This window comes from Pseudomonas putida (assembly GCF_001636055.1).
Lineage (GTDB): Bacteria > Pseudomonadota > Gammaproteobacteria > Pseudomonadales > Pseudomonadaceae > Aquipseudomonas > Aquipseudomonas machongensis.
In genome coordinates this window covers 2,251,799-2,277,586 of sequence record NZ_CP011789.1, presented here as the reverse complement: position 1 = coordinate 2,277,586, position 25,788 = coordinate 2,251,799, and the positions used below count along the sequence as shown (strand labels likewise).

The 25,788-nt window shown below is 63.1% G+C and carries 21 protein-coding genes and 6 tRNA genes; 3 read left to right on the top strand and 24 right to left on the bottom strand.

All coding sequences use genetic code 11. The annotated features are described in order from the left end of the window. Positions 1 to 87 precede the first annotated feature (87 nt). From AB688_RS10395 to leuC, 12 genes are all read right to left on the bottom strand, one after another. Positions 88 to 771 carry an SPOR domain-containing protein gene (locus AB688_RS10395; RefSeq protein WP_063543873.1) on the bottom strand — a complete coding sequence of 228 codons (684 nt, stop codon included), beginning with the start codon at positions 769 to 771 and terminating at the stop codon, positions 88 to 90. Next, positions 755 to 2,062, bottom strand: coding sequence for a bifunctional tetrahydrofolate synthase/dihydrofolate synthase (gene folC / locus AB688_RS10390; RefSeq protein WP_063543871.1), 1,308 nt, complete (start codon positions 2,060 to 2,062; stop codon positions 755 to 757). The genes AB688_RS10395 and folC overlap by 17 nt, the downstream gene beginning before the upstream one ends. Beyond that, on the bottom strand, positions 2,062 to 2,955 hold the full coding sequence (accD, locus tag AB688_RS10385; protein ID WP_054893105.1) for an acetyl-CoA carboxylase, carboxyltransferase subunit beta: 894 nt from the start codon (positions 2,953 to 2,955) through the stop codon (positions 2,062 to 2,064). The genes folC and accD overlap by 1 nt, the downstream gene beginning before the upstream one ends. 252 nt (positions 2,956 to 3,207) lie before the next feature. Continuing rightward, positions 3,208 to 3,828 (bottom strand): phosphoribosylanthranilate isomerase, encoded by a 621-nt coding sequence (locus AB688_RS10380; RefSeq protein ID WP_063543869.1) that lies wholly within the window; start codon positions 3,826 to 3,828, stop codon positions 3,208 to 3,210. 60 nt (positions 3,829 to 3,888) lie between these two features. Beyond that, on the bottom strand, positions 3,889 to 4,743 hold the full coding sequence (truA, locus tag AB688_RS10375) for a tRNA pseudouridine(38-40) synthase TruA (protein WP_063543867.1): 855 nt from the start codon (positions 4,741 to 4,743) through the stop codon (positions 3,889 to 3,891). 95 nt (positions 4,744 to 4,838) lie between these two features. Continuing rightward, the gene (locus AB688_RS10370; protein ID WP_063543865.1) at positions 4,839 to 7,496 is read right to left on the bottom strand and encodes a FimV/HubP family polar landmark protein; all 2,658 of its coding nucleotides are present in this window, start codon (positions 7,494 to 7,496) and stop codon (positions 4,839 to 4,841) included. 72 nt (positions 7,497 to 7,568) lie between these two features. After that, complete coding sequence (locus tag AB688_RS10365) at positions 7,569 to 8,573, bottom strand: aspartate-semialdehyde dehydrogenase (protein ID WP_063543863.1); 1,005 nt, start codon at positions 8,571 to 8,573, stop codon at positions 7,569 to 7,571. Positions 8,574 to 8,681: 108 nt separating this feature from the next. Next, a complete protein-coding gene (gene asd / locus AB688_RS10360) occupies positions 8,682 to 9,794 on the bottom strand; it encodes an aspartate-semialdehyde dehydrogenase (RefSeq protein ID WP_054893100.1) in 1,113 nt (370 codons plus the stop codon). Between the two features lie 64 nt (positions 9,795 to 9,858). Beyond that, a complete protein-coding gene (leuB, locus tag AB688_RS10355; protein ID WP_063543861.1) occupies positions 9,859 to 10,941 on the bottom strand; it encodes a 3-isopropylmalate dehydrogenase in 1,083 nt (360 codons plus the stop codon). Positions 10,942 to 10,993: 52 nt separating this feature from the next. After that, positions 10,994 to 11,758, bottom strand: a complete 765-nt coding sequence (locus AB688_RS10350) for a class I SAM-dependent methyltransferase (RefSeq protein ID WP_063543859.1) — start codon at positions 11,756 to 11,758, stop codon at positions 10,994 to 10,996. 143 nt (positions 11,759 to 11,901) lie between these two features. Continuing rightward, a complete protein-coding gene (leuD, locus tag AB688_RS10345; protein WP_063543857.1) occupies positions 11,902 to 12,546 on the bottom strand; it encodes a 3-isopropylmalate dehydratase small subunit in 645 nt (214 codons plus the stop codon). Continuing rightward, positions 12,543 to 13,976, bottom strand: coding sequence for a 3-isopropylmalate dehydratase large subunit (gene leuC, locus AB688_RS10340; RefSeq protein ID WP_063543855.1), 1,434 nt, complete (start codon positions 13,974 to 13,976; stop codon positions 12,543 to 12,545). Before leuC ends, leuD begins: the two co-directional genes overlap by 4 nt. Before the next feature lie 131 nt (positions 13,977 to 14,107). On the opposite strand from leuC, the gene AB688_RS10335 reads away from it, so the two are divergent. Both AB688_RS10335 and AB688_RS10330 read left to right on the top strand, forming a co-directional pair. Further along, entirely contained in the window at positions 14,108 to 14,986 is an 879-nt protein-coding gene (locus AB688_RS10335; protein ID WP_054893095.1) for a LysR family transcriptional regulator, read from the top strand. 61 nt (positions 14,987 to 15,047) lie between these two features. Next, positions 15,048 to 18,344, top strand: a complete 3,297-nt coding sequence (locus AB688_RS10330; protein ID WP_063543853.1) for a bifunctional diguanylate cyclase/phosphodiesterase — start codon at positions 15,048 to 15,050, stop codon at positions 18,342 to 18,344. Positions 18,345 to 18,428: 84 nt separating this feature from the next. Here AB688_RS10330 and AB688_RS10325 read toward each other — a convergent pair whose 3' ends face one another. The 12 genes from AB688_RS10325 to gltX form a co-directional block, all read right to left on the bottom strand. Next, complete coding sequence (locus AB688_RS10325; protein ID WP_054893093.1) at positions 18,429 to 18,872, bottom strand: Hsp20 family protein; 444 nt, start codon at positions 18,870 to 18,872, stop codon at positions 18,429 to 18,431. A 142-nt stretch (positions 18,873 to 19,014) separates the two neighbouring features. Further along, positions 19,015 to 19,995: a tRNA dihydrouridine synthase gene (locus tag AB688_RS10320; protein ID WP_063543851.1), complete on the bottom strand. Its 981-nt coding sequence runs from the start codon at positions 19,993 to 19,995 to the stop codon at positions 19,015 to 19,017. A 51-nt stretch (positions 19,996 to 20,046) separates the two neighbouring features. Continuing rightward, complete coding sequence (locus AB688_RS10315; protein WP_054893091.1) at positions 20,047 to 20,481, bottom strand: acyl-CoA thioesterase; 435 nt, start codon at positions 20,479 to 20,481, stop codon at positions 20,047 to 20,049. A gap of 43 nt (positions 20,482 to 20,524) precedes the next feature. Then, entirely contained in the window at positions 20,525 to 21,358 is an 834-nt protein-coding gene (locus tag AB688_RS10310; RefSeq protein WP_063543849.1) for an alpha/beta fold hydrolase, read from the bottom strand. 25 nt (positions 21,359 to 21,383) lie between these two features. Continuing rightward, entirely contained in the window at positions 21,384 to 21,923 is a 540-nt protein-coding gene (locus AB688_RS10305; protein ID WP_063543847.1) for a TetR/AcrR family transcriptional regulator, read from the bottom strand. Between the two features lie 166 nt (positions 21,924 to 22,089). Continuing rightward, positions 22,090 to 22,165: transfer RNA gene (locus AB688_RS10300), tRNA-Glu, on the bottom strand. A gap of 41 nt (positions 22,166 to 22,206) precedes the next feature. Continuing rightward, a tRNA-Ala gene (locus AB688_RS10295) sits at positions 22,207 to 22,282 on the bottom strand. Between the two features lie 67 nt (positions 22,283 to 22,349). Further along, positions 22,350 to 22,425, bottom strand: a tRNA-Glu gene (locus AB688_RS10290). 42 nt (positions 22,426 to 22,467) lie between these two features. After that, a tRNA-Ala gene (locus AB688_RS10285) sits at positions 22,468 to 22,543 on the bottom strand. Between the two features lie 53 nt (positions 22,544 to 22,596). Next, positions 22,597 to 22,672: transfer RNA gene (locus AB688_RS10280), tRNA-Glu, on the bottom strand. Between the two features lie 71 nt (positions 22,673 to 22,743). Then, positions 22,744 to 22,819, bottom strand: a tRNA-Ala gene (locus tag AB688_RS10275). Positions 22,820 to 23,054: 235 nt separating this feature from the next. Continuing rightward, positions 23,055 to 24,536, bottom strand: coding sequence for a glutamate--tRNA ligase (gene gltX, locus AB688_RS10270; protein ID WP_054893088.1), 1,482 nt, complete (start codon positions 24,534 to 24,536; stop codon positions 23,055 to 23,057). A 143-nt stretch (positions 24,537 to 24,679) separates the two neighbouring features. Between gltX and AB688_RS10265 the strand changes: the two genes are divergently transcribed. Further along, positions 24,680 to 25,753 (top strand): HlyD family secretion protein, encoded by a 1,074-nt coding sequence (locus AB688_RS10265; RefSeq protein ID WP_054893087.1) that lies wholly within the window; start codon positions 24,680 to 24,682, stop codon positions 25,751 to 25,753. Positions 25,754 to 25,788 lie beyond the last annotated feature (35 nt).

The following is a 25,788-nucleotide window of genomic DNA, read 5'->3' as shown; positions in this document are numbered from 1 at the left end:
TGTAGCTCTTGCGAGGGGTGGAATCCGAATGAAAAACGGCCCCGCCCGACCGGCGTCAATACGCTGATCTGGCAGGGCCGCCAGGAATTAGCCTCGTTCCGGCTGGAAACGAACCACGATACCCTTGAGATTCTGCTGGCGGTTGATCACATCACGCAGGCGCTCGGCTTCGGCACGCTCGATCAGTGGGCCGACGAATACCCGGTTCATGCCGTCAGCCGACCGGATGTAGGCGTTGTAGCCCTGGCTGCGCAGCGTCTTCTGCAGGTTATCGGCCCCAGCGCGATTGGACAGGCTGGCCAGCTGGATCGACCAGCTCACCGGCAGGCCGTTGGCGTCGATCTTCGACGCTGTCGCCGGCTTGCTTGCACTGGCAGTGGCAGCAGGTGCGGGAGTGGCAGGCGGCACCGGGCGCGCTTCAGCTTTAGCGGCAGGTGCTGGGGCTGGCGACTTGGCCACCGGCACCTGGGCGACCTGCGCAGGTGACGGCGTGATCGGCTGGGTTGGCGCGCTGACCGGTGCAGTGGACTCGTCGACCACCACTGGCGGTTGCTCCGAGGGATCAGGCAGCGCCTGAGGCTCCGGCACCTGCACAGGCTCCACCTTGACGTCGGGAAGGCTTGGCATGGCCGGCGCCTGGGGCGCCTCGACGCGCACCTGGCGCATCTCGTCCTCGCGGGTGAACAGCATCGGCAGGAAGATCACCGCCAGCGCCACCAGCACCAGCGCACCGACCATGCGCTGCTTCATCCCTTTATCCAGCACTGCCATCTACTCCATCCTCCGGGACCTGCCGCTCGAGCCATTCCAGGGCTTGGCCGACGCAGAAAAACGAACCGAACAGCAAGATCTGGTCATCCGCCGTTGCCTGTGCACACTGCCCTTCTAAGGCAGCGGCGACACTGGCATAAGACTTCACCGTAGCACCTTGGTTCGTCAAGGCAGTGGCCAGTTCGGCAGCCGCACGACTGCGCGGGGTATCCAGGGGGGCTACCGCCCAGTCGTCGACCAGGCCCTGCAGTGGCGCGATCACGCCCTCCAGGTCCTTGTCGGCGAGCAGGCCGAACACCGCCAACCGACGCCCCTTCAACGGACGCGCGGCCAGGCGGCGAGCCAGGTACTCGGCGGCATGCGGGTTGTGCCCGACATCCAGCAGCAGCTCCACCGTCTTGCCCTGCCAGGTCAACTGGCGACGGTCCAGGCGACCGGTAATGCGGGTATCGAGCAACGCCCGGCGAACCTGCTCGGCCTGCCACGGCAAGCCCATCAGCAGGTAGGCCTGCAGTGCCAGGGCAGCGTTTTCCATGGGCAGGTCGAGCAGCGGCAGGTCATGCAGCGCCACCGGCTGACCATCGGTCGAGGTGCCACGCCAGCTCCAGCGGCCGTCGGCGCTGTCCAGGTCGAACTCACGGCCACGCAGGAAAAGCGGCGCAGCCAGTTCGGCGGCCTTGTCCAGCAGTGGCTGCGGTGGGTCCAGGTCGCCACATAGCGCCGGCTTGCCCGCACGGAAGATGCCAGCCTTCTCGAAGGCCACCCGTTCACGGGTATCACCCAGGTAATCGACATGGTCGACACCGATGCTGGTCACCAGCGCCATGTCGGCGTCCACCACGTTCACGGTGTCCAGACGGCCACCAAGGCCCACTTCGAGCACCACGGCATCGAGCTGCGAATGTTGGAACAGCCAGAAGGCCGCCAATGTACCCATCTCGAAGTAGGTAAGGGAAATCTCGCCCCGCGCCGCCTCGACGGCGGCGAAGGCTTCGCACAGACGCTCATCGCTGGCTTCGACGCCATCGATCAGCACCCGCTCGTTGTAACGCAACAGGTGCGGCGAGCTGTACACGCCGACCTTCAAGCCCTGGGCACGCAGCAACGAGGCGATGAACGCACAGGTCGAACCCTTGCCGTTGGTGCCGGTGACCGTCACCACCCTCGGCGCCAGCCGACCGAGCGCGAGGCGCGCCAGCACCTGCTGTGAACGCTCCAGGCCCATGTCGATGGCCGAAGGGTGCAACTGCTCGAGGTATGCGAGCCACTCGCCCAGGGTACGCTGGCTCATCACGCGACGACGGCCGCTTCTTTTGCCTGCTCGGGAGTCGGTTGGCCGGTCATCTGTGCCAGCAGGCGGGCCAGGCGTGGACGCAGCTCATGACGGGAGATGATCAGGTCGATGGCACCATGCTCCAGCAGGAACTCGCTGCGCTGGAAGCCTTCCGGCAGTTTTTCGCGCACGGTCTGCTCGATCACACGCGGGCCGGCGAAGCCGATCAGCGCCTTCGGTTCACCGACGATGACATCACCCAGCATCGCAAGACTGGCGGACACACCACCATAGACCGGGTCGGTCAGTACCGAGATGAACGGGATGCCTTCTTCACGCAGGCGCGCCAGCACCGCCGAGGTCTTGGCCATCTGCATCAGCGAGATCAGCGCTTCCTGCATGCGCGCACCGCCGGAGGCGGAGAAACAGATCATCGGGCAACGGTTTTCCAGGGCGTAGTTGGCTGCGCGCACGAAGCGCTCGCCGACGATGGCACCCATCGAACCACCCATGAAGGAGAACTCGAAGGCGCTGACCACGATCGGCATGCCCATGAGTGTGCCGCTGACCGAGACCAGCGCGTCCTTCTCGCCGGTCTGCTTCTGCGCGGCGGTCAGGCGATCCTTGTACTTCTTGCCATCACGGAACTTCAGGCGATCGACCGGTTCCAGGTCAGCGCCCAGCTCGGCGCGGCCTTCGACATCGAGGAAGATGTCGATACGCTCACGGGCGCCGATACGCATGTGATGGTTGCACTTGGGGCAGACGTCGAGTGTTTTTTCCAGCTCCGGACGATACAGCACGGCTTCGCACGCCGGGCACTTGTGCCACAGGCCTTCCGGCACCGAGCTCTTCTTCACCTCGGAACGCATGATCGAAGGGATCAGTTTGTCTACCAACCAGTTGCTCATGCTCTATTCTCCCGTTTTGGCCGGTGGCGGGCTTGCTGTCGCCTGCCCTGCCCCGACCCTTGAGCTCAAATTCGTGTTCTAAACGACGATGGACCGGTCACAGGGACCACCCGCGCACCACTCCACCTTCAACCTGTACGCCGACGCCCCTGGCGTCGCGTGTTCTGATGACCAGCCCCACGGGGCCAGCCGGGCAGCACCGGGCTGCGATAGCTATGGACGATGGCACGCCGCCAACCGTCACATCCACCGTCACGCCGCGCGGACCGCGCGCATGAAGGCTTCGATCTTGCTGGCATCCTTGATGCCCTTGGCCTGCTCGACGCCGCCACTGACGTCCACCGCATAGGGGTTGACCTGGGCGATGGCCTGACCGACGTTGTCCGCCGACAACCCACCCGCGAGGATGATCGGCTTGCTCAAGCGCGCCGGCACCAGCGACCAATCGAAGGCTTCGCCAGTCCCCCCCGGCACACCAGCCACGTAGGTATCCAGGAGAATGCCACGGGCGCCGGAGTACTGCTGGCAGGCAGCCTCGAGATCATCCCCGGGGCGCACTCGCAGGGCCTTGATCCATGGGCGGTGATAGCCTTCGCAATCGGCGGGGGTTTCGTCGCCGTGGAACTGTAGCAGGTCCAGTGGAACCACCTCGAGGATCTCGTTCAGCTCACAGCGTGACGCGTTGACGAACAGCCCCACCGTGGTCACGAAGGGCGGCAACTGCTCGATGATCGCCCGCGCCTGGCGTACATCCACCGCGCGCGGGCTCTTGGCATAGAAGACGAAGCCAATGGCATCGGCACCGGCCTCGACGGCGGCCAGCGCGTCTTCGATGCGGGTAATCCCGCAGATCTTGGTGCGGACGTTGCTCATGGACGACGAACCTTGAGTGATCGGTGAAAGGCCGGATGTTAGCAAATGACGTTTCACCCGTCAGTCTGCCAACGCCTCGTAGCCGGTAAGAAAGTGTGGGCCGATGTAACGCTGCGGCAGGGCGAACTCTTCCGGATACTCCACCTGCACCAGGTACAGGCCGTAGGGATGCGCCGTCACGCCCCCCTCCCGACGGTTGCGCCCCTCCAGTACCTCGCGGGCCCATTGCACAGGGCGCTCGCCGGCACCGATGGTCATCAGCACACCGGCGATATTGCGCACCATGTGATGCAGGAACGCCGTGGCGCGCACATCGAGGACGATCATCCGACCATGGCGGGTAACGCGCAGGTGGTGGATATGCTTGATCGGCGACTTGGCCTGGCATTGGCTGGCCCGGAATGCGCTGAAGTCGTGGGTGCCGAGCAGGTATTCGGCGGCCTCGGCCATCGCCGCGACGTCCAGCGGGCGGTGATTCCAGGTTACCTCTTCGGCCAGGTGCGCCGGACGGATCGGATCGTTGTAGATGACGTAGCGGTAACGCCGGGCAATGGCCTTGAACCGCGCATGGAAGTGCGCCGGCATCGTCCGTGCCCAGGCCACGCTGATGTCATGGGGCAGGTTGAAGTTGGTGCCCAGGGTCCAGGCACGTTCGTCACGCACGGCGCGGGTATCGAAGTGCACCACCTGGCCACAGCCGTGAACGCCAGCGTCGGTGCGCCCGGCGCACATCACACTGATCGGTGAGTCGGCGACCTTCGACAATGCCTGCTCCAGCGCCTGCTGGACACTGGGCACACCGCTGGCCTGGCGTTGCCAGCCGCGGTAGCGCGAACCTTTGTATTCCACGCCCAGGGCGATGCGCGAGTACCCTTCGGCCGCCGATTCGGCCGCGTCGATGTCGTTGATGTCCAAGAAAGCCAAACCTGTGGATGAAACGAAAAGGCGGCCATTATAACGACAACGGCAGCCCACAGGGCTGCCGTTGTCCGATCAGGGCAAGCTACGCGTCAGACCAGACGCGACAGCATGTCCTGCGCCTCCTGGCGCTGGCCGTCGTCGCCATCCTTGACCACCTCGTCGAGGATATCGCGAGCGCCCTGGTGATCGCCCATGTCGATGTAGGCTCGAGCCAGGTCGAGTTTGGTCGCCACTTCGTCGGTGCCGGAGAAGAAGTCGAAATCCAGGTCATCCAGGGCTCCGGGCTCGAGCGCCGCATCCTCGGCGGTGAAGTGTGGCTCGAGCGACGGCGATGCCAGGCTCTGCGACAACTTGTCGAGCTCGGCGTTGACGTCACTGAGTTCCGAGGCGAAGTGCTTGTCGGCTGGCGATTCGTCGTCCAGCGACAACGACAGGTCGAAGTCGTCCGGCAGCTCGAGTTCGGAAATCGGGTCGAATTCCGGAATCTCGTCGAATGCCGCCAGCTCGGCGGTGACATCCACGGGCGCCTCCGGCTCGGCAGCAGGCGGCGCGGCTACGGCCGGCTCACCGACATCCAGATCGAAGTCCGCCAGATCATCCAGACTTTGTGGCTCGGATTGCGCCTGAGCCTGGGCCAGCAATGCCTCGAAATCGTCGTCGGCATCGCTCTCGACGACCGGCTCGGCCTGCACCGCCGGCTCAACCACGACCTCGGGCGTTTGCGTCGTATCAGGTGCATCCAGCACCGGGGCATCGAGCGAGTCGTCAAGCGCGAGGTCATCGTCCAGACTCAGGTCGAACGCACTGTCCAGATCGTCCGTGGCGGTGACGGGCACCTCATCGAGATCTGGCACGCTGTCCAGCACAGGCTCTGACTGGGGCGCCGCGGCCACCGCTTCGTCGACAACCGGCTCGGGCTCTGCGACAGGTGCCGCCTCGTGTTCCTGGAGCAGCTCCTGCACATACTGCTCGTCCATCTCCGCAGCCAGCGCAGCCGCGCCGAGCCCTGCCGCCGCAACCCCGAGCATGGCCGGATAACGTTGCTTGAGCTCCTCGACTTCGCCCTGGTTTTCAGGTGTACCAGGCAACTGGCGCTCCTGGCCGACGAACGCGTCCTGATCGCCTTGGCGAGCGTAGACTTCCATCAATTTCAGGCGCAGGTCGCTGCGCTGCGGCTCGGCAGCCATCACCGGCTCCAGCAGAGTAGCTGCGTGATTCAAGCGCCCCTTGGCGACGCTCTCGTCGACCTCGGCCAATAGCGCCGCGTGCGGATCGGCATCAGCCGGCGCACTGGCAACGACTGGCTTTTCCGCCGCCGCCGCTGCTGCAGCGGAGGCCGCCACCACGGCAGGCGACAAGGTCACGCTCGGCGCCGAGACGTCCAATCCATCGAAGCTGCTGGGCGGCAGGTCCAGATCCGGACCGCGCTCACCTTCCTCGGCCAAGGCTCGGGCCATGCGCAGGTGCTTCTCAGCCTCCTGCTGGGCCTTGCGCTTGCGCGCAAGAAGCAGCAACAGCAGCAGCAACACGAGGAAGGCCGAGCCCGCCAACAGCGCCAGCAACAGCGGATTGCCCAGCAGTTCGTCGAGTGGACTCGGTGGCTGCTCCGGCGCCGCCGCTGCTTGCGGCGCAGTATCCGCTGCGGCTGGCGGCGGCGTGACCGCAGGTTCGGCAGGGGCCAACTGGGCGTTGACCACCGGCTCGACCGGCGGCGTCGCGGCTACAGGTGCTGCAGGCTCGGCGGCCCCTTGCGCCTCGAGACGCGCCAACTGGTCGTTCTTCAATTCGATCAGACGCTGCAGCTTGTCCAGCTGGCTCTGCAGGTCGGTCATCCGGCTCTTGAGTTCTTCGTTGTCGCGGCGGCTGGTATCCAGGCTTTCCTGGGCCACGGCCAGCTTGTCGTTCAGCGCCTTGGCGCTGTCGGCCCCCGTCTGCGTGCCGGGCGCAACCAGCCGCAGGTTATCGCCCTGGGCGATACGTGCAGGCGCGGCTTCGGCAGCACCCCGACGGGTGGCGTCCAACTGTCGCGCACGCGGCCCCAGACGCCGACCTTCGCGCCAGGCGGCGTACTGCTCGGAAACCTCGCGGATCGCCTCCCCCTGGGCAATGCTGCGGATCTGCTGCTCGTCTGGAAGCCGCAGGACCTGACCGGTCTTGAGCTGGTTGATGTTATTGCCGATGAAGGCATCGGGGTTCAGGGCCTGGATCGCCAGCATGGTCTGCTGGATCGAACCGCCGTGGGTGTTGCGTGCAGCGATCTGCCAGAGCGTGTCGCGCTGGCGCGTCGTGTAGCTGGCGGCGCTCACTGCCGGGCTGATGGCGCCCTGGGCAGGCTTGGCGCTGGCCTGCTGCGGCTGGTCGAGCGCCACGTTGTAGTCACGCAACAGCCGCCCTTGGGGCCACATCACCTGAACCAGGAACTTGACCACCGGCTCCGGCAGCGGCTTGCTGGATGTCACGCGCAACACGCTGCGACCGTTGGGGTTGATCACCGGCGTGAACGTCAGGTCTTCCAGATAAGCAGGCAGCGTCACCCCTGCCTTGGCGAACTCCTCGGGAGGGGCCAGGCTTGGCGCCACTTCAGCGGCGGTGAGGTCGCGCACATCGAGCAACTCGATCTCGGCATCCAGCGGCTGGTTCTGCGCCGACTTGAGGGTCAGCTCCCCCAGGCCAAGGGCATTGGCCATGCCGGACGACAGCGCCGAGGCGGCCGCGATGGCCAGAACCAGTTTGCGAATTCGAAGCATGACCTCTTCCCTTGTATGAATCGTCCTAAAAACCTGCCAGTGGTGTAGGACAAAATTGCTGGCCAGTATCTTTTACGCCATTTTTTTTATCAACAATTGCGCCAATTGTACGGCGTTGAGCGCCGCACCCTTGCGCACGTTGTCGGTGGTCAGCCACAAGTTGAGCTGCTGATCCTCGTCGACGCCATGGCGTACACGACCAACATAGACCACGTCTTGCCCCACTGCGTCACCGACGGGTGTCGGATAATCGTCATTTTCCACTCGCTCGACGCTGGCAGCGGCGTCCAGCGCCTGGTTGACCGATTGCAGATCGACCGACTGGCGACTCTGCACCGTCACACTGAAGCTATCGCCGAAAAACACCGGGACTTGAACGCAGCTCACGGAAATCTTCAGCTCAGGCAACCCCAGCAGCACGCGCAGCTCGCTGACCAGGCGACGCTCCAGGGCTGCATGCCCCTGCTCATCGGTGGTCCCCACCTGCGCCAACAGGTTGAACGCCACCTGGCGGTCAAAGAAACGCGGCTCCAACGGGCGGGCGTTGAGTAACTCGGCCGTCTGCCGCGCCAACTCGTTCACCGCTTCGCGCCCCTGGGACGAAACAGCCAGGCAGGCCATTACCTGGACCCGCTCGATATCCAGCAACCCCTTGAGCGGCGCCAGCGCAACGGCCAGCGCGACAGCGGCGCTGCTTGGGCTGGCCAGCAAGGCTGGCAATGCAAGGCTGTCGACGACCTCGCCATTGGCCTCCGGCACCAGCGCCAGCGCGTCATCCAGCCCGCCCGACAGATCGATCACCGAGCAGCCGGCCTCGCGCGCCTTCTGCGCAAAGCTGCGGCTGACTGCAGCACCGGCGGCGAAGAACGCCAGCTTGGCCTGGGCGAAGTCGAAGCTGTCCACCTCACGCACTCGCACCTTCTTGCCAGCAAACATCACACTGCTGCCGGCAGATTCCATACTGGCCAGCAGGTGCAGGGTCGCGACCGGGAACTCCAGCTCCTCGAGAATCTGCACGAGGGTCTCACCGACACTTCCGGTGGCGCCGACGACGGCGATATCTAGGGGTTGGCTCATGGTTTGGCTCCTTCTGCGGGTACGGCGGGAGCGGCACTTTACTTGATTGCCGCACAAACAAAAAACCCGCGCTGTCTCCAGCGCGGGTTTTCGATCAACTTGAGGCGATCAACGCTCCAGCAGAATCCGCAACATGCGGCGCAGCGGCTCGGCAGCGCCCCACAGCAACTGGTCGCCGACCGTGAAGGCGCCCAGGTATTGGGACCCCATGTTCAGCTTGCGCAGACGACCGACCGGAATGTTCAGGGTACCGGTCACGTTGGTAGGACTCAGTTCCTGCATGCTGATCTCACGCTGATTCGGCACCAGCTTCACCCATGGGTTGTGCTGGCTGATCATGCCTTCGATATCGGCGATCGGCACATCCTTGTTCAGCTTGATGGTAAGCGCCTGGCTGTGGCAGCGCATGGCGCCGATACGTACGCAGATGCCATCGACCGGGATCGGGCTCTTGAAGCGGCCGAGGATCTTGTTGGTCTCGGCCTGAGCCTTCCACTCTTCGCGGCTCTGCCCGTTCGGCAGTTCCTTGTCGATCCACGGGATCAGGCTGCCAGCCAGCGGCACGCCGAAGTTTTCAGTCGGGTAGGCTTCGCTGCGCATGGCTTCGGCAACCTTGCGGTCGATGTCGAGGATCGCGCTGGCCGGGTTGGCCAGATCGTCGGCCACCGCAGCATGGGTTGCCCCCATCTGCTTGATCAGCTCGCGCATGTTCTGCGCACCGGCACCGGAGGCCGCCTGGTAAGTCATCGCGCTCATCCACTCGACCAGGCCGGCTTCGAACAGCCCACCCAGGCCCATCAGCATAAGGCTGACGGTGCAGTTGCCGCCGATGTAGTTCTTGGTGCCGGCGTCCAACTGCTGGTCGATGACCTTGCGGTTGACCGGGTCGAGGATGATGACTGCATCATCCTGCATACGCAGGGAAGAGGCAGCGTCGATCCAGTAACCCTGCCAGCCGGCTTCACGCAGCTTGGGGAAGACCTCGTTGGTGTAGTCGCCGCCCTGGCAGGTCAGGATCACGTCGAGGGTCTTGAGCTCTTCGATCGAATAAGCGTCCTTGAGCGGAGCAATATCCTTGCCCACGTTCGGGCCTTGGCCACCCACGTTGGAGGTGGTGAAGAACACCGGCTCGATAAGGTCGAAGTCCTGCTCCTCCAGCATCCGCTGCATGAGCACGGAACCGACCATACCGCGCCAACCGATCAGACCTACACGTTTCATCGCAACTACACCTTTGCTAAAAAGTGGGCCGCCATCGAAGGGAAACGATGGCGGGCCAGAGAGATTACAGATTCCGCAGCGCTGCGACTACTGCGTCGCCCATTTCCTGCGTACCGACCTTGGTGCAACCAGCCGACCAAATGTCACCGGTGCGCAGACCCTGATCCAGCACCAGGCTCACAGCCTGCTCGATCGCCTCGGCAGCGGCCTGCTGGTTGAAGCTGTAACGCAGCATCATCGATACGGAGAGGATGGTCGCCAGCGGGTTGGCGATACCTTGGCCTGCGATGTCGGGCGCCGAACCGTGGCAAGGCTCGTACATGCCCTTGTTGTCGGCATCCAGCGAAGCAGAAGGCAGCATGCCGATGGAACCGGTCAGCATGGAAGCCTCATCCGACAGAATGTCACCGAACATGTTGTCGGTCACCACCACGTCGAACTGCTTGGGTGCGCGCACCAGTTGCATCGCGGCGTTGTCGACGTACATGTGGCTCAGCTCGACGTCCGGGTAGTCCTTGGCGACGTCTTCGACCACTTCGCGCCACAGCTGGCTGGAAGCCAGGACGTTGGCCTTGTCCACCGAGCACAGTTTCTTGCCGCGCACGCGAGCCATGTCGAAGCCCACGCGGGCGATACGGCGCACTTCACTCTCGCTGTAGGGCAGCGTGTCATAGGCTTGGCGCTCGCCACCTTCGAGCTCGCGCTGGCCACGCGGAGCACCAAAGTAGATGCCGCCGGTCAGCTCGCGGACGATGAGGATGTCCAGCCCGGAGACGATCTCGGGCTTGAGCGACGAAGCGTCAGCCAGTTGCGGATAGAGGATCGCCGGACGCAGGTTGGCAAACAGGCCCAGTTGCGCACGAATCTTCAGCAGACCGCGCTCAGGACGGATATCACGCTCGATCTTGTCCCACTTCGGCCCGCCGACGGCGCCGAGCAGGACGGCATCGGCCTTGCGCGCGCGCTCCAGGGTTTCGTCAGCCAGCGGTACGCCGTGCTTGTCGATGGCCGCACCACCAATCACGTCGTGCTCCAGGGCGAAGTCCAGGCCGAACTTGTCATTGGCCAGCTCCAGCACCTTGACCGCCTCGGCCATGATTTCCGGACCGATGCCATCACCTGGGAGAATCAGAATCTGCTTGCTCATGCTTTCCTCTATTCATTCAAACAGCGCGGCTCGGTCAGCCACGCCGGAAACTCTATCGCTCGGCCCACAGCACCAGGACATCCGTGCTGAAGGAGCCATCAGCCTCGATCTGGTAATACTGCCGCACTTCCTCGCCCATCGCCTGCTGCAGCTGGCGAATGGCCATACGCATCGGTTCGGGAGTACGCATGCGCTCCACCCAGGATGCGAACTCCAGGCGCAGGCGCTGGCGGCTATGGCTGCGCGTGAACAGCCCTGCCTCGCTGACCTGACGCTGCCACTGGGCAGCAGAATAATCGCGTACATGGCTGGTGTCGCGCAGCACTTCGACACTTTGCAAGTAGGTGTCGAGCAACGGGCTGCCCGGCGACATGACATCGACGAACGCCGCCACGCCACCCGGCTTGAGCACCCGACGCACTTCACGCAGTGCCAGGCCCAGGTCGCTCCAGTGGTGTGCCGAGTAACGGCTGAAGACGAATTCGAACGACGCGTCGGCGAACGGCAGACGCTCGGCGGCACCGCGCTCGGTGACGATATTGGCCAGCCCACGCTCGCTGGCGGCCTTGGCAACCACGTCAAGCATCGACTGGGAAAGATCGTATGCCACGACTTGGGCCACCAGTGGCGCCACGTGAAAACTGACATGACCGGCGCCACAGCCCAGGTCCAGCACGCGAGCAGCGCCCTGCCCTTGCAGCTCGGCCTGCAGCAGGGCGAACTCGCTGCCCTGGGCATGCACGGTGCTGCTGAGGTAGGCGCTGGCCTGCTCGCCGAACTGGCGCTGGACTACTTCGGTGTGGCTGGTACCCGTCATGATTCAATCCTTTTGGTTTTATTGCCTGTACCGGCCTCTTCGCGGGCAAGCCCGCTCCCACTGGTACAGCGTTGCCTCAGGCCTTGCGATATCTGTAGGAGCGGGCTCGCCCGCGAAGAGGCCGGTACTGTCACCTACCTGCTTCAGGCATCCCGGAACAGCCAGGGCTGCGTGGCGCGGTGCTTGCCTTCGAAGGCCTTGATCGCGTCACTGTCCTGCAAGGTCAGACCGATGTCGTCCAGGCCGTTGAGCAGGCAATGCTTGCGGAACGCATCGATCTCGAAGTGCAGCACCTTGCCGTCTGGACGGGTGACAGCCTGCGCCTGCAAGTCGATGGTCAGCTGGTAGCCCGGGTTGGCTTCGACCTGCTTGAACAATTCATTCACTTCCTCATCGCTGAGGATGATCGGCAGCAGGCCGTTCTTGAAGCTGTTATTGAAGAAGATGTCGGCAAAGCTCGGCGCAATGATGCTGCGGAAACCGTACTCGTCCAACGCCCAAGGGGCATGCTCGCGGCTGGAGCCACAACCGAAGTTTTCCCGCGCCAGCAACACGCTGGCACCCTGGTAGCGTTCGTGGTTGAGCACGAACTCCTGGTTCACCGGGCGCTTGCTGTTGTCCTGGTAGGGCTGGCCCACGTCCAGGTAGCGCCACTCGTCGAACAGGTTGGGGCCGAAGCCGGTACGCTTGATCGACTTGAGAAACTGCTTGGGGATGATCTGGTCGGTGTCGACGTTGGCACGATCCAACGGCGCGACGAGGCCGGTGTGCTGGGTAAAGGCTTTCATGCTGCGCTCCCTTGGATCAACTCGCGGACATCGATGAAGTGGCCGGTTACCGCAGCGGCGGCGGCCATGGCCGGGCTGACCAGGTGGGTACGACCACCGGCGCCCTGACGGCCTTCGAAGTTGCGGTTGGACGTCGAGGCGCAATGCTCGCCGCTTTCCAGGCGGTCCGGGTTCATCGCCAGGCACATGGAGCAACCTGGCTCACGCCATTCGAAGCCCGCCGCGAGGAAGATCTTGTCCAGGCCTTCACGCTCGGCCTGGGCCTTGACCAAGCCCGAACCCGGCACGACGATGGCTTGCTTGACGGTAGCGGCAACCTTGCGGCCCTTGGCGATGTCCGCCGCAGCGCGCAGGTCTTCGATCCGCGAGTTGGTGCAGGAGCCGATGAACACGCGGTCCAGCTGGATATCAGTGATCGCCTGATTGGCGGTGAGCCCCATGTACTTGAGTGCGCGCTCGATCGAACCACGCTTGATCAGATCGGCCTCGGCGGCCGGATCCGGCACGCGCTGGTCGACGGCGAGCACCATTTCCGGGGAAGTGCCCCAGCTGACCTGCGGCTTGATCTGTGCGGCGTCGAGTTCGACCACGGTGTCGAACACGGCATCGTCGTCGGAAACCAGGTCTTTCCAGGCTTCGACGGCACGCGTCCAGTCCTCGCCCTTCGGCGCATACGGACGGCCTTCGACATAGGCAACGGTGGTCGCATCGGTAGCCACCAGCCCGACACGGGCACCGGCTTCGATGGACATGTTGCAGATGGTCATGCGGCCTTCCATCGACAGCTCGCGAATAGCGCTGCCGGCGAACTCCATGGCGTGGCCGTTGCCACCGGCAGTGCCGATCTTGCCGATCACGGCAAGCACGATATCCTTCGCGGTGACGCCGACAGGCAACTGGCCTTCGACGCGGACCAGCATGTTCTTCATCTTCTTGGCGACCAGGCACTGGGTGGCGAGCACGTGCTCGACCTCGGAGGTGCCGATGCCATGGGCCAAGGCCCCGAAGGCGCCGTGGGTCGAGGTGTGCGAGTCACCGCAGACCACGGTCATGCCCGGCAAGGTGGCGCCCTGCTCCGGGCTGATGACGTGGACGATGCCCTGGCGCTCGTCGTTCATCTTGAATTCGACGATGCCGTATTCGTCACAGTTCTCGTCCAGGGTCTGCACCTGCAGGCGCGACACCTGGTCGACGATGGCCTCGATACCCCCCTTGCGCTCTGGCGTGGTCGGCACGTTGTGGTCGGGCGTGGCGATGTTGGCGTCGATGCGCCAGGGCTTGCGATTGGCCAGGCGCAGGCCTTCGAAAGCTTGCGGCGAAGTCACTTCATGGATGATGTGACGATCGATATAGATCAAGGACGAGCCATCGTCGCGCCGTTTGACTTCGTGCGCATCCCAGAGTTTGTCGTAGAGCGTTTTGCCAGCCATCAGACTGTTCCTCATCAGCGTCTTTCTATGCCAATAACCCCTTGGCTTGTACGGACGATGCTATGGGGTTAGATTGAATAACTCAAATTCATAATTTTTATGCTTTGGATAACCAATAGGAATTCGAGCGCATGGACCTCGCCAACCTCAGCGCTTTTATCGCCATCGCCGAAACCGGAAGTTTTTCCGGCGCCGGTGAACGCCTGCACCTGACCCAACCCGCCGTCAGCAAACGCATCGCCGGCCTGGAGCAGCAACTGGATGTACGCCTGTTCGATCGCCTGGGCCGTGAGGTCACCTTGACCGAAGCCGGCCGAGCCCTGCTGCCTCGCGCCTATCAGATCCTCAATGTACTGGATGATACGCGCCGCGCCCTGACCAATTTGACAGGAGAAGTTACCGGGCGCCTGACCCTGGCCACCAGCCATCATATCGGCCTGCACCGCCTGCCCCCGCTGCTAAGGGCTTTCACCCGACAGCACCCTTCCGTGGCACTGGATATTCAGTTTCTAGATTCAGAAACGGCCTACGACGAAGTTCTCCATGGCCGCGCGGAAATCGCAGTGATCACCCTGGCCCCCGAGCCCCATCACCTGGTCCGGGCCGTTCCAGTGTGGGATGACGCCCTGGATTTCGTAGCGGCCCCGGAGCACGCCCTGGCCCTTGATAGCGATGTCAGCCTGGCCGATATCGCCCGCCACCCCGCCGTGTTCCCCGGCGGCAACACCTTTACCCACCACATCGTGCAGCGCTTGTTCGAGAGTCAGGGCCTGACGCCGAACATCGCCATGAGTACCAACTACCTGGAGACCATCAAGATGATGGTTTCAATCGGCCTCGCGTGGAGCGTGCTGCCACGTACTATGCTCGATGAACAGGTTGCACCCATCGCCTTGCCCGGCATACAGCTGTCGCGCCAGCTAGGCTACATTTTGCATACGGAACGAACGCTGTCGAATGCGGCAAAGGCGTTCATGGCATTGCTCGACAGCCACTCGGGGTCCGCCTGACCGTCCATCAGCCAGGCATTTCACTTACAAGGACGCTTCATCCGCCAAAGGTCTGGTACCGATGCCCAAATCAGCAAACCGCTTTCCGCGCCTGCCGCGCATCCCTGCGGTCGATCCCCAGGAGTCCGAGCAGGCCTGGCAGAATGCTCCGCAATTGCTCGCCGCGCTCAACGGCGCACGCCTGGGCGCCTGGCTGTGGGATATCGAAACCGGCCGGGTGAGCTGGTCACGAGGCACGCAGGCGCTGTTCGGCTTCGATCCCCTGCGCCCGTTGCCCGCGGATATCGACTACCTGGACCTGCTGCCGGAGGAGGATCGCGCCCGCACCCGCCAGCTGTTCCACGCCGTGGTCAACGGCGAGCCCGTGGAGCAGGCCATGCGCCATCGCATCCGCTGGCCGGACGGCAGCCTGCACTGGCTGGAAATCAATGGCAGCCTGACCCACGATCGCCATGGCCGCCCCCAGATGATCGGCGTGATCCGCGAGATCACCCGTCAGCGCGATCGCGAAACCGCACTGATCAACTCGGAAAAGCGTTTTGCCACCCTCTTCCACCTCAGCCCCAATGCCATCCTCCTGACCCGCCGCCACGATGGCATGATCTTCGAGGTCAACCAGCACTTCGAGGACATGTTCGGCTGGCCCGGCGCCCAGGTCGTCGGCAAGACCAGCGTGGAACTCGGCCTCTGGGTCCACCCCGAACAGCGCCAGCAAGTACTGGAAGCCACTCGCAACAATGGCAGCCCGGTGATCATGGAAGTCCAGTTCCGTGCCACCAGCGGCAACATCCACGATGGCATCCTCTGCACCCAGGGTATCGAGCTCGAAGGCATCACCTACCTGATCAGCACCTTTGTCGACACCACCGAACGCAAGCGGGCCGAGCAGGCACTCAAGGACAGCCAGGAGCGCCTGGACCTGGCCCTGGACTCGGCGCAGTTGGGCACCTGGGACTGGCACATTCCCAGCGGCATGCTCTATGGCTCGGCGCGCGCCGCGCAACTGCACGGCCTTGACCCGGTGCCCTTCCATGAGTCCTTCGAAGCCTTCTTCGAAGGCGTGCCCGAGGAAGAACGCAGCGTCATGCGTCAAGCCTACCGCAGCCTGCGCGAAGGGCCGGCCGGCAACTACCAGATCACCTATCGCGTCCAGCTGGAGAACGGCGCATCGCGCTATATCGAAAGCCGTGCGCGGCTTTATCGCGACGAGCATGGCAACCCACTGCGCATGGCCGGCACCTTGCTGGACATCACCGACCAAGTCGAGCGCGAGCAACGCCTGAGCGCCTCGGAAGAGAAGTTCGCCAGCCTGTTCCAGGTCAGCCCCGACCCGATCTGCGTCACTCACCAGGATACGGGCCAGTTCATCGAGATCAATCCAGCCTTCACCCAGACCTTCGGGTGGGACGCCGAACAGGTCATCGGGCGCACCGCCGAGCAGATCGGCCTCTGGGCCGAGTCGTCCGCGCGCGCACAACGCATCGAACGGGTAATCCGCGATCAGGCCTTGAGCAATGTCGCGGTCGTGGTCAACCACCGCAATGGCTCACCACTGACCTGCGTGATTTCCAGCCGCCTGATCACCGTGGACAGCCAGCCCTGCAGCGTCACCACGCTGCGTGACATCACCCAGCAACAGCGCGCCGAGGCGGCACTCAAGGCCAGCGAGGAGAAGTTCGCCAAAGCCTTCCACTCGAGCCCCGACGCCATCACCATCACCGAACGACTCAGTGGACGCTATGTCGAGGTCAACGACGGCTTCTGCCGCCTGACCGGCTACAGCAGCATCGAGGTGGTGGGGCGTACCGTTTTCGAACTGGGCATCTGGGCCGACGACAAGCAACGGGCAGCCTTGCTTGCCGAACTCAAGGAGCGCGGCCGGGTACACCACCGGGAGATGCTCGGGCGCAACAAACGCGGAGACATCCTGACCGTCGAGGTGTCCGTCGAGCCGATCAGCCTCAATGAAACCGACTGCCTGCTGTTGACCGCCCGCGACGTCAGCCAGTTGAAGAACGCACAAGCGCAGATCCGCCACCTGGCCTACCATGACCCGCTGACCAACCTGCCCAACCGCGCCCTGCTGATGGACCGGCTCAGCCAGCAGATCGCCCTGCTCAAGCGCCACAACCTGCGCGGCGCCCTGCTGTTCCTCGACCTGGACCACTTCAAGCACATCAACGACTCTCTGGGCCACCCCGTCGGCGACACGGTATTGAAGATCATCACTGCCCGCCTCGAAGCCAGCGTGCGCCTGGAAGACACCGTGGCACGCCTGGGGGGCGACGAGTTCGTAGTCCTGCTCAGCGGTCTGGAGGGGAGTCGCGAGCACGTCGAGGGCAAGGTTCGCGAGTTGGCCGACACCCTGCGCGAACTGCTGGCCGAACCCATGTCGCTGGACGGCCAGCGCCTGCAGGTGACGCCGAGCATCGGCGTGGCACTGATTCCCGACCATGGCATCACCCCGGCCGATCTGCTCAAGCGAGCAGACATCGCCCTTTACCGCGCCAAGGATTCCGGACGCAATACCACCCAGCTGTTCCACACCACCATGCAAAAGGCGGCCAGCGAGCGCCTGCGCATGGAAAACGACCTGCGTCTGGCGCTGGCGCGCGGCGAACTGGCCCTGCACTTCCAGCCCCAGGTGGACGCCCGCGACAACCGCATCGTCGGTGCCGAAGTGCTCTTGCGCTGGCACCATCCGCAACTTGGCCAGCAAGCACCCTCCCAGTTCATCCAGGTGCTCGAGGAAAGCGGCCTGATACTCGAGGTGGGTAGCTGGATCCTTGACGAAGCCTGCGACGCCTGCGCGCGCATGCTCGAGGACGGGCTGATCAGTGCCGACGATTTCAGTCTCTGCGTGAATATCAGCCCCCGGCAATTCCGCCAGAATGATTTCGTCGAACGAGTGCTGCGCAGCCTGGACGACTATCGCTTGCCCAGGCGCATGCTCAAACTGGAGATCACCGAGGGCATTGTCATCCAGAACCTGGAAGACACCATCAACAAGATGCGTGAGCTCAAACGCTACGGGGTGAGCTTCGCCATGGATGATTTCGGCACGGGCTATTCGTCGCTGACCTACCTGAAGCGCCTGCCGGTGGATGCCCTGAAGATCGACCAGACCTTCGTGCGTGACGCGCCCAACGACCCCAATGATGCCGAGATCGTTCGAGCCATCGTGGCCATGGCGCGAAGCCTGGAGCTGGCGGTGATAGCAGAAGGTGTCGAACTGACGGAGCAACTGGAATTTCTCGAGCGACAGGGCTGTTACCTGTACCAGGGCTACCTGCACAGCCGACCGCTGCCCTTGCCGGAGTTTCGCCAGATCTTGCAGGAAACCCCGGCAGACTATTAATAGCGCCCTGCCTCTACGGGAGGGGGTGTGCCCCATGAATGCGAAAGGGCACCCTAGGGTGCCCTTCCATTCACTTCACTGCATTCAATTCAGTGCAGCCTTTTCACCATTGATCGGAATACGCTTGGCCTTGGCTTCTTCCGGCACGATGCGCAGCAGGTCGATGCTGAGCAGGCCGTTAGCCAGACCGGCAGCTTTTACTTCAATGTGATCCGCCAGGCGGAACGACAGCTTGAAAGCACGCTGGGCGATACCCTGATGCAGATAGGTGACTTCGGCAGCGCCATTTTCGCGCTTGCCACCGGTAACGGTCAGGACGCCTTTTTCGACCTGAAGGTCGAGATCCTGCTCCTGGAAGCCGGCTGCAGCAACCACGATGCGATAGTGGTCATCGCCATGCTTTTCGACGTTGTAGGGCGGGTAGCTGCTACCGGCCTCATTACGTGCCGCGGATTCGAACAGGTCATTGAAACGATCGAAACCTACGGAATGGCGGAACAGTGGTGCGAGGGAGAAAGCAGTAGTCATGGTCATAAACTCCTGAGATTCAGCAAGTAAGTCACTACGCGACCCGACTTCGGCATCGCGTACTCAAGAGATAGGGTCAGGCAACGGACTTTCAAGGGCTCTCATGAAAAAATCTTCCCACCCCGCACGACGCAGTTGCACATCAGGCGACGCACTCGGTGAAAGAGGCCGGTTTCACTGGCTCGACACCCAGCAGCCGGCTGATGCGGGCGCAATCATCCTCGCGCCGCAACTCGGCGAACAACAGCACCGCCTCCGGGTAGCTGCGGGTCAACATCGCCAACCACTGCTTCATCCGCCCGGGCGCATAGCGCGGCGACAGTTTGGCCTGCGCCTGGCGCCAGAACTCGCGCAGCAGCGGTAGCAGGTCGCCCCACACCATCGGCTGGTAGTCCCGCCCCTCGCGCGCCGCGGCGATCTGCAAGCCCAGATCCGGCCTCGACACCAGCCCGCGCCCGAGCATGATGTTTTCGGCGCCGCTGACTTCGCGGCAGCGTCGCCAATCATCGACGGTCCAGATCTCGCCATTGGCAAAGACCGGCACCTTGACCACATCCTGCACCCGCGCCACCCACTCCCAGTGAGCCGGCGGCTTGTAACCCTCTACCTTGGTTCGCGCATGCACCACCAAGTGCTGCGCCCCACCTTCGGCCAGCGCGATGCCACACTCCAGCGCACCATCCGGGCTGTCGAAGCCCAGACGCATCTTCGCCGTCACCGGGATCTGCGCCGGTACCGCCCGTCGAACTTCACGAACGATGGCATGCAGCAGCTCGGGCTCCTTGAGCAGCACAGCGCCCCCGCGAGACTTGTTCACGGTCTTGGCCGGGCAGCCGAAGTTGAGGTCGATTACCGGTGCCCCGAGTTCACAGGCCAGGGCGGCGTTGTCCGCCAGGCACAGCGGATCGGAGCCCAGCAACTGCACACGCATCGGCGTGCCGGCAGCCGTGCGCGCACCGTTGCGCAACTCGGGTGCCAACTTGTCGAACGACGAAGGTGGCAGCAGGCGATCACAGACACGGATGAACTCGGTGACACACCAGTCGATACCCCCGACGCGGGTCAGCACGTCGCGCAGGATGTTGTCGACCAGCCCCTCCATGGGGGCCAGGGCAATTTGCATTTCAGGGTCCCGACGAGAAAAGGCGGCAGTCTAGCAAAAAATGCCCGTGGATCAGGCGCCGATCAGCGCCGGACCATAGCCCTCGATGAACTCGGCCGGCATCCGCCTGGGCTTGCCGCTGGACAGTTCGATACAGGCAAAGGTGGTTTGCGCGCGCAACAGGGTGACGCCGTCACGTGGGCGCTTGAGTTGAAAACGACGGGTCATGCGCAGGCGCTGATCCCAGTCGATGATCCAGGTGGCCAATTGCAGCTCGTCGTCTTCGTACGCCGCTGCCAGGTAGTCGATCTCATGGCGCACCACGGCCATTGCCCGGTCCAGACGACGGTACTCGGCCAGGTCCAGTCCCAGGCGCTGAGAGTGGCGCCAGGCGCAGCGCTCCAGCCAGGTGACGTAGACAGCGTTGTTGGCATGACCGAGGCCGTCGATATCCTCGGTGCCAACGCGAAGGTCGATGATGAATGGCGCTGCCAGATCCCAGCTCATGCCCGCTCCTGTAGTCAGTGAACGGGCAGAGTGTAACGGATGCTCAGGCGCTTTGCCGTGCCGGTTGCGACGTACGCGCCAGCAGCTCGAGCACAGCCTGGGCCAGACGCGGGTCAGCCAGCACCCGTTGATGCCCACCTTCCTCCAGCAGCAACAGGCGACTGTCGAACCAGGCCTTGTGGATGAGCTGCGCCTCACTGGCCGCGACCAGCGCATCGTCGGCTGCATGAACCACCAACCCAGGCAACTCGAGCTGGTAGCCACTGACATCCAGCCGATCGATCTGCACGCCCACATCACGCTCGACCTGGCGGATGAAGGCTGCACGCGCCCGCCTGGGCATCCCCAGGCGCCGGGCAAAACCGCGCAACACCCCGAGCAATTGAGCAGGTGCCGCAATGCTCACCGCCGACTCGGCACGCAAGCCCCACTGCAAGGCCAACATGACACTGGCGCCCCCCATCGAATGACCGATCACGGCCCGCAACGGCGGCAGCTCCGCCGCGGCTTCAAGCAGTGCCCGGGCGAACAGCACCACATGCGCCTGCTGCCCCGGCGAACGGCCATGGGCTGGCCCCTCCAGGGACACGACCGTGTGCCCTGCCTGCACCAAGGCTTCGATCAGCGCGGCAAACTGGGTGGGCCGCCCTTCCCAGCCGTGCATCAGGAGCACCGTCGGCCCCTTGCCCCAGCGCAAGGCCGAAAGACCGAAGCGCAGGGTGATACGCTCGGCCGAAGCCAATAGCGGCAACTCCCACTGCCGCGCAGGCAGGTTACGCGGCGTCATGAAGGCGCGCCGCATGCGCCCGGCGACATGCTCGGGGGCCAGATGGCCGAGGGTGCCGTTGACGCTGCGAATCCAGCTCAGGGTCGTCATCGCCTTGCTCCAGAGTTGAGGTTGCTCAGATAACCGCCGACTTGGCGGCGCGCAGAATACGGTCGGAAAGTTCGGTAGCGCCCAGGGCTCGGGCCAGGGCCAGGCCACCGACCATCAGGGCGAGGTCGGCGAACGCCTTGTCGATATCCTCGGGACGATCAACCATCTGCGCCGTCATAAGCTCGAGGTGTTCGGCCAACATCTCGCGAAAGGCTGCCGGTAACCGCTGCATATCACCCAAAGCATTAGGCAAGGGACAGGCGTGCTCATGGGCATCACGGTGCTTGCGCGACAGATAGAAAGCCGCTGCCAGCGCACGACGCTCAGCACCAGACAGGCTGGGGTCGACCTGCGAAAGCAAGGCCCGTCGTTCACCGAGCAACTGGTCGAATGCCGCCAGCATCAATTCATCCTTGCTATCGAAATGGGCGTAGAAGCCTCCGACGGTGAGGCCTGCTGCAGCCATTACCTGACCTACGCTGGGGTCGGCTGGCCCCTGCTGGATCAGTGCGCTACAGGCGGCGTCGAGAATACGCTCGCGAGTCCTGGTCTTTTTATCGTTCATGGGCACCCCCAAATATGATGACCGAAATATTACGCATGTAATATTTTCTGGCAAGCGAAATCGCGTACCGCTGATCGGGCACCTGGAAGATTAAGGAGGTAGAAAAACAAAAGGCCCATTCAATAATCGAATGAGCCTTTGAAGTCCCGTAAAACACGGGTAAAAGTGGCGTCCCCTAGGGGACTCGAACCCCTGTTACCGCCGTGAAAGGGCGGTGTCCTAGGCCACTAGACGAAGGGGACGTAACCTTCGTGCCGATCCGTTTTCACGAACCGTGGCAGATTGGTGGAGCTAAGCGGGATCGAACCGCTGACCTCCTGCATGCCATGCAGGCGCTCTCCCAGCTGAGCTATAGCCCCGAAACAAAACAAAAAGCTCACTCAACAGTCGAATGAGCCTTTCAACCCCGCAAAACGCGGGAAGAAATGGCGTCCCCTAGGGGACTCGAACCCCTGTTACCGCCGTGAAAGGGCGGTGTCCTAGGCCACTAGACGAAGGGGACGTAACCTTCGTGCCGATCCGTTTTCACGAACCGCGGCAAAATTGGTGGAGCTAAGCGGGATCGAACCGCTGACCTCCTGCATGCCATGCAGGCGCTCTCCCAGCTGAGCTATAGCCCCGGATTTCTAGCCTCTCGGCCCAGCGACATCATGAAATATCGCTTGTGCAATACTGGCGTCCCCTAGGGGACTCGAACCCCTGTTACCGCCGTGAAAGGGCGGTGTCCTAGGCCACTAGACGAAGGGGACGAACCTTCTTACCTTCAAGACCTGGTTGCTGGACCAGTCTTGCTTCACGACCTTGATCACGAAGCGGAATTTGGTGGAGCTAAGCGGGATCGAACCGCTGACCTCCTGCATGCCATGCAGGCGCTCTCCCAGCTGAGCTATAGCCCCACAATGTCGCTTTGAACTGAATCACCGGCTGGGTGCCTGGTGCTTCATTTTCGTTCATCGCTGTGGACGGGGCGCATATTAAGATCGGATTGCAGCACTGTCAAACGAATTCGTGAAAATATCAAAAATTTTTTTCACAGATAACAATCACTTACCGCCCTGCCCTGCTCCCGGCGATTGCCAGGTCCTGTGGCAGCGGGCAAGCCCACTGCCACAGGAGCGTGAGATAAGCCAATCAGGCGATGTTCGCCAGCAGCTTTTCCCACTCCTTGTTCTCTTTCTTCGACACGCCGCCCAGCAGTTCCAGCGCCTGGCGCAGACGGTAGCGGGTCAGGTCGGGGCCGAGAATCTCCATGGCATCGAGCACCGACACCGAGCTGGCCTGCCCCGAAATTGCGGCGAACATCAGCGGCATGGCGTCACGCAGCTTCAGCTCCAAGGCCTCGACCACCGCCTGGATGCAGCCGGTAATACGCTCCTTTTCCCACTGCCGCAGGCTTTCGAGCTTCCACAAGATCAACTGCATGACCTGACGCACCTGATCGGGCGACAGTTTCTTGTGCTCGAACAGCTTGGCATCGAGCTTGAGGGCGCCCTCGAAGAAGAACCCGCCCAGTGGCGCGATCTGGCTGAAGGTTTCGACACGACCCTGTACATGCGGTGCGATCTTCATCATGTAGTCGCTGTTGAACGCCCACTTCTGCACGCGCGCAGCGAACTCCTCGACCGGCAGGTCGCGCAGCCACTGGCCATTGAGCCAGGACAGCTTCTCGATGTCGAAGATCGGCCCGCCAAGGGAAATACGCGACAGGTCAAAATGCTCGACCATTTCTGCCAGGGAGAACTTCTCGCGCTCATCCGGCATCGACCAGCCCATGCGCCCCAGGTAGTTGAGCATGGCTTCAGGCATGAAGCCCATACGCTCGTAGAACGTGACCGAGGTCGGGTTCTTGCGCTTGGACAGCTTGGATTTGTCCGGGTTACGCAGCAGCGGCATATAGCACAGCTTGGGCTGCTCCCAGCCAAAGTACTCGTAGAGCTTGATCAGCTTCGGCGCCGACGGCAGCCACTCCTCGCCTCGCAAGACGTGGGTGATGCCCATCAGGTGGTCATCGACCACGTTGGCGAGGAAGTACGTCGGCAGGCCATCGTTCTTCATCAGAACCTGCATGTCCATGCGGTCCCATGGAATCTCGACATCGCCACGCAGCATGTCCGGCACCACACAGATACCTTCGCTCGGCACTTTCATGCGAATCACGTGGGGCTCGCCAGCGGCCAGTCGACGCTGCACTTCCTCGGCGCTCATTTTCAATGCGCGGCCGTCATAGCGCGGTGTTTCGCCACGGGCCATCTGTTCGGCACGCATCTGATCCAGCTCTTCGGCGGTGCAGAAGCAATAGAACGCATGGCCGGCATCGACCAGTTGCTTGGCGTACTTGGCGTAGATCTCGCCGCGCTCGCTCTGGCGGTACGGGCCGTGCGGGCCGCCAACGTCCGGACCTTCATTCCATTCGATACCGAGCCAGCGCAGGGCATCGAAAATCTGCTGTTCCGACTCGCGGGTCGAACGCAACTGATCGGTGTCTTCGATGCGCAGGATGAACTCGCCGCCGTGCTGCTTGGCAAAGCAGTAGTTGAACAGGGCGATGTAGGCAGTGCCGACGTGGGGGTCGCCAGTGGGCGATGGCGCGATACGCGTGCGAACGGTGGTCATGGACAGTCTCGGACGAAAGATGAAACAAAGGCGGGATGTTAGCAGGGTGCGGGCATCGGGCTCCAGCAATGGCGCTATCGTCACTTGTGACGGTGCATTGCCGAGCTGTTAAATTTGCTTACATTTCTGGAACGATAGTCCCTATGCCTGCTCAACTCAAACGCCGCCTGCTGATCTTTCTCACCTTGGTGGTGCTGATCGCCCTCGCCTTTCTCGCCCACTGGTATTTCAAGGGGCGTTTCTACGAGAGCACCGACAATGCCTATGTGCAGGGTGAGATCACTCGCATTTCCAGCCAGCTGGGTGCGCGGGTCGACGAGGTGCTGGTAGAGGACAATCAACACGTCACGCAAGGCGATCTGCTGGTCCGCCTGGAGGTCGCCGACTTCCAGCTGGCGGTCGAGCGTGCCCGCGCGGCACTGGCTACGCGTGAAGCCGAACGCGTCCAGGCGCAAAGCCGACTGACCCAGCAAGACAGCTTGATCGCCGCCGGCCGAGCCCAGGTGGCCGCCAACCAGGCCACCCTTGATCGCTCGCGCCTGGACCTCAATCGTGCCGAAGCCCTGCGCAAACCTGGGTTCGTCTCGGAGGAGCGAGTCACCACCCTGTCTGCGGAAAACCACGTCGCCCGCTCCCAAGTCGACAAAGCCCAGGCCGACCTGCAGAGCCAGCGCCAGCAGATCGATGCATTGACGGCCGAGCTCAAGCGCCTCGATGCGCAAATTGCCAACGCCCGGGCAGATCTGGCACAGGCAGAACTCAACCTTACCCGCTGTGAAATCCACGCCCCCATCAGTGGCACCATCGGCCAGCGCAGCGCCCGCAATGGCCAGGTGGTGCAAGCCGGCGCCTATCTGCTATCGATCGTCCCGGACGAAGACATCTGGGTGCAGGCCAACTTCAAGGAAACCCAGATCGGCAACATGCATCGGGGTCTGCGTGCCGAACTGATCTTCGACAGCTATCCCGACACCCCGATCGAAGGCCGTGTCGACAGCCTGTTCGCCGCATCCGGGGCGCAATTCAGCCTGCTGCCTCCAGACAATGCCACCGGCAACTTTACCAAGGTGGTGCAACGCATTCCGGTCAAGCTGACCTTTGCAGCCAATAACCCCTTGCACGGTCGCATTCGCCCAGGCATGTCGGTAACCGCCACCGTCGACCTGCGCAACAGCGCCGATCAGGCAGAGCGCGGCGAAACTCACGATGGCCGGTGACCAACTGCTGCGACCGACTGCGGAGCCTAGCCGGC